Origin of the sequence: Collimonas fungivorans (assembly GCF_028292705.1) — a bacterium.
In the GTDB taxonomy this organism is placed as follows: Bacteria; Pseudomonadota; Gammaproteobacteria; order Burkholderiales; family Burkholderiaceae_D; genus Collimonas; species Collimonas fungivorans_B.
Map to the genome: position 1 here is coordinate 1 of NZ_JAQGLV010000379.1, position 4,576 is coordinate 4,576.

General features: G+C 60.3%; 6 protein-coding genes. 5 read left to right on the forward strand and 1 reads right to left on the reverse strand.

The window, feature by feature from the left end; genetic code table 11:
- From JWQ61_RS20840 to JWQ61_RS20860, 5 genes are all read left to right on the forward strand, one after another.
- On the forward strand, positions 1-461 hold a 461-nt coding region (locus JWQ61_RS20840; RefSeq protein WP_304362196.1), incomplete at its 5' end, for a LysR substrate-binding domain-containing protein.
- A gap of 131 nt (positions 462-592) precedes the next feature.
- Positions 593-1,573, forward strand: a complete 981-nt coding sequence (locus tag JWQ61_RS20845) for an aliphatic sulfonate ABC transporter substrate-binding protein (RefSeq protein ID WP_304362197.1) — start codon at positions 593-595, stop codon at positions 1,571-1,573.
- Between the two features lie 7 nt (positions 1,574-1,580).
- Entirely contained in the window at positions 1,581-2,459 is an 879-nt protein-coding gene (locus tag JWQ61_RS20850) for an ABC transporter permease (protein ID WP_304362198.1), read from the forward strand.
- Positions 2,460-2,471: 12 nt separating this feature from the next.
- Positions 2,472-3,206, forward strand: coding sequence for an ABC transporter ATP-binding protein (locus JWQ61_RS20855; protein ID WP_304362199.1), 735 nt, complete (start codon positions 2,472-2,474; stop codon positions 3,204-3,206).
- A 38-nt stretch (positions 3,207-3,244) separates the two neighbouring features.
- Entirely contained in the window at positions 3,245-4,228 is a 984-nt protein-coding gene (locus tag JWQ61_RS20860) for an aliphatic sulfonate ABC transporter substrate-binding protein (protein WP_304362200.1), read from the forward strand.
- Positions 4,229-4,373: 145 nt separating this feature from the next.
- Here JWQ61_RS20860 and JWQ61_RS20865 read toward each other — a convergent pair.
- Positions 4,374-4,576: helix-turn-helix domain-containing protein (locus tag JWQ61_RS20865; RefSeq protein ID WP_304362201.1), on the reverse strand; the 203-nt coding region annotated here is incomplete at its 5' end.

The window sequence follows — 4,576 nt, forward strand, 5'->3', positions numbered from 1 at the left end:
ACCGCATCCTCGACGAATATCTGATGCCGGTAGCGACGCCGGAATATCTGGCAAGCCATCCCCAGTTCGCCGCAGGCGAAGACATCTCGGGCGTCACCCTGTTGCACGATTCCGCGCCATGGGCCGGCGCCCCCGAATTCATCGAATGGAGAACCTGGCTGGAAGCGGAACGTCCTGACTGGCTGGACGCGCTCGGCGGCGTGCAGTTCAACATGTCGATCCTGGCCGTCGGCGCCGCCTTGAATCACCAGGGCGTGGCCATGGCGCGCACTGCCATGGTTCTTGACGAGATAAGGAGCGGCCGGCTGGTGCATGTTTTCGGCCGGCTGGTGCAGGCCCCGGCGCACTATATGCTGCTGGTGCAGCACGAAGACGACCGGCGCGTGACGGTGTTTTGCGAATGGCTGAAAGAAGAATGCCGCCGTTTCATGGAAGTGCGGCGACAGTTGTTATCCATATAAAGGAGCCCGGAGCTCACGCATGTAGGAGCGAGACATGCAATAAGCGCATAAACAAGCACAAAAAAAATCGTTTTTCAAACAAGACTTCCTCCGTAAAGTCCTTCCATTCAGCACAATCCCTCAGGACTAGAATGGAACGCAGAGATTTTCTTCGCATCGGCGCCGCAGGTGCGGCCTGGCTCGCCGCGCCGCTGGCCGCCAATGCGGCGGAAACGCCCAAGGTGATACGGCTGGATTATGCATATTACTCGCCGCCCAGCCTGGTCCTGAAAAAATTCGGCTGGCTCGAAGAAGACCTCAAGCCAACCGGCGCCTCAGTCAAATGGGTGCTGAGCCAAGGCAGCAATCGCGCCCTCGAATACCTGAACAGCGACAGCATCGACTTCGGCAGCACGGCCGGCCTGGCTGCGCTGCTGGCGCGCGCCAACGGCAATCCGGTCAAGGCCGTGTATGTTTATTCGCGGCCGGAATGGACCGCCCTTGCAGTCGGCAAGGATTCCACCATCAAGTCAGTGAAAGAACTCAAGGGCAAGAAAATCGCGGCCACCAAAGGCACCGATCCCTACCTGTTTTTATTGCGGGCGCTGCACGAACAAGGCTTAAGCAAGAACGATGTCGAGATCCTGCATCTGCAGCATCCCGACGGCCGCATCGCGCTGGAACAGAAACGTGTCGACGCCTGGGCTGGCCTCGATCCCCATCTGGCCGCCAGCGAACTGGAAGCGGGTTCGCGCCTGATTTATCGCAATGTCAACTTCAATACCTACGGCTTCTTGAATGTCAGCGAAAGTTTCGCCGCCAGGTATCCGGATGAAGTCAGGCGCGTGATCAGCGCCTACGAACGGGCGCGCGCCTGGATCATCAAGAATCCGGACGACACTGCCCGGCTGATCGCCGAAGAAGCCAGGCTTTCATTGCCGGTCGCGCAGCTGCAGCTGAAGCGCAACGATTTTTCCAATCCGCTGATTGGCAGCGAACACGTGGCGGCCTTGCGCGCTGCCGCGCCTATCCTGGTCGATGAAGAACTGGTCAAGAGCGGCACCAACCTGAGCGAAACCATCACGACGCTGATTGAACCGAGTTTTGCGCGAAGCGTGATACGGCAAGCGTAAATTCTTCATGAGCAGCCAATCGTCATTGACCGCCGCGGCCGGCAGCGCAGAATTTTCCGCGGAGACCGGCACCGCTGGATTGCAAGCTGCGCAGACACTGGAACCTCTTTCCCGACCGCGTTCCGCATCCACATGGCTGCTCGGCCTGTTGCTGCCGGTGCTGTTCCTGGCTTTGCTGGAAGGCGCTGCATCAATCGAGCTGATTCCTTCGCGGCTGTTCCCGCCTCCCAGTGAAATCGGCAAAACCATACTGGCGCTGGCGTCGCGCGGGCTGGCGGCGCACATTGCCATCAGCAGCTTGCGTGTTGCGCTCGGGTTTTCCATAGGCGCGCTGCTGGCGGTGGCGGTCGGCGTGCTGGTCGGCGTCAACCGCCGGGCCGAAGCGTTGCTCGACCCGTCGTTCCAGGCCCTGCGGGCGATTCCCAGCCTGGCCTGGATTCCCCTGCTGCTGTTATGGCTTGGCATCGACGAGCTGCCCAAGATTACCTTGATTGCCATCGGCGCGTTTTTCCCGGTCTATGTCAACCTGGTTGCCGGGATCCAGAATGTCGATCGCAAGCTGATTGAAGTCGGCCAGGTGCACGGTTTGTCATCACGCGAACTGGTGCGCCGCATCCTGCTGCCGGCGGCGCTGCCGAATTTGTTTACCGGCTTGCGCAACGGCCTCAGCCTGGCGTGGATGTTCCTGGTGGCAGCTGAACTGATCGCCGCCACCAAGGGTGTCGGCTATCTCCTGTCCGACGGCCGAGAAAGCAGCCGGCCCGATATCGTGCTGGCGGCGATCATTATCCTGGCGACGCTGGGGAAGTTATCGGACAGCATACTCAAACACCTGGAACGCCGCTACCTGGGCTGGCGCGATGTGCTGGCCTCGTCCCGACACTGAGGAACGGACATCATGACTGAACTGCTGTCTATCCGTATCGCGCGCAAGGACTTTGGCGCACAAGCCGTACTGGCCAACCTCAATCTCGACATAGGCCTCGGCCAGGTTGTATCGCTGGTCGGCGCCAGCGGCTGCGGCAAAAGCACTCTGCTGCGCATCGTCGCCGGCCTTGAACGGGAGTACCGCGGCGAGGTGCGCCTGGCGGGCCGCAACGTGGATGGCGTGTCGCGCGAGATCGGCTTCATCTTCCAGGAGCCGCGCCTGCTGCCATGGTTAACGGTGGCGCAAAACGTCGCTTTCGATATCGGCCGCCAAAGCGGCGTCGATCCGCGTGCCGCCGAGCTGATAAAGCGTGTCGGCCTTGACGGCTTCGCGCAGGCGCTGCCGAAATCGCTGTCGGGCGGCATGGCGCAACGGACCGCCATCGCACGCGGGTTATTTTCAAAACCGCAGTTGCTGCTGCTGGACGAGCCGTTTTCCGCAGTCGATGCGTTTACGCGCATGAAGCTGCAGGACCTGCTGCTGGACATCGCCCGCGAAAACGGCACCACCCTGCTGCTCGTCACGCACGACATCGATGAGGCCATCTATCTCAGCGACCGCGTTGTCATCCTCGACAGCCGCCCCGGCACCATCGCCGCCGACATTTCCATCGAAACCGGCAATGTGCGTGACCGCCGTTCGCCTGAACTAAGCGCCTACCGCAAGATAGTACTCGACGCGCTTGAAACCATTCACGCCATCTGAATCCGGATTGCCCTCCTTCTCTCATCTGCCTGAATCCCATGAAAAACCACCTGCCGCACAACCTGCAACGGCGCCGCCTGATCGCAGCGCTATCCGCACTTGCCCTCAGCGCAGGAATGGCTTCCCCGGCATTCGCGCAAACTGCAAACAAGAACGTGCGCATAGGCTATCAAAAGTCGTCGACGCTGCTCACCATCATCAAGGCCAACGGCACACTGGAAAAACTGCTGGCGCCGAGCGGCGTCACGGTCAGCTGGCATGAATTCCCCAGCGGCCTGCCGCTGCTCGAAGCGCTGAATATCGGCGCCGTTGACCTTAGCGCGGATGTCGCCGATACCGTGCCAGTGTTTGCGCAAGCGGCCGGCGCCAGGCTGACCTACGTGGCGCAGGAAGCGCCCTCGCCGTCTGCGCAAGCTATCGTTGTGCGCGCTGACTCGCCGCTTAAAAGCGTCGTCGAACTGAAAGGCAAGAAGATTGCCGTTACCAAGGCTGCAGGCGTTCACTACCTGCTGATCGCGGCGCTGGAGAAGGCTGGCTTGAAATTTACCGACATCTCTCCGGCCTACCTGTCGCCGGCCGATGGCCGCGCCGCGTTTGAGCGCGGCAGCGTCGACGCGTGGGTGACCTGGGATCCGTTCCTGGCAGGCGCTCAGCGTCAATCTTCGGTGCGGATCCTGGCGGACGGACGCAACCTCGCCAGCTATCAACGCTATTACCTGGCGTCGACGGCATTTGCCGATGCCAATCCAGTTGTGCTTGGCATCGTGTTTTCGGAATTGAGGAAAACTGGGCTATGGGTGCAGCAGCATCCGGCGGAAGCTGCGGCTTTCCTGGCGCCGATATGGGGGTTGGACGTACCCACGATCGAACTGGCCAATAGTCGCCGTAGTTATGACGTACGTGCTGTGGCGGTAGATGCATTGGGTGAGCAGCAGCGCATTGCTGATGTTTTCTTTAGCGCAGGGTTGTTGCCCAGGCGGGTGAATGCAACCGATGTTGCGATCTGGAAGCCGGTCAAATGATGGATTGCCTCTGATATGGACTGGCTGGATTGGCTTACCGCTGCGCTGACGGCCGCTATTGTGGTGATTGCGCTTTGGCGCTTCCTTTAGTTGTCATTTTTAAAATTTAAGTTAACGAACGTATAACGATTCAATCAGCTCTAAGCTAATCTTGTAAGCCGATCTTTTCATCAAACCCCGCACGCGCCTTGGTGATATGCCCCACATGCCCCCGCGCCCAAACCCCAAGCGGCTCCACGGCACTCCACAAGGAACGCCCAAGATCGGTCAGCTCGTAATCCACGCGCGGCGGAATCGTCGGGAACTGGGTGCGCGTCACCAGGCCGTCCCGCTCCAGTCCGCGCAGCG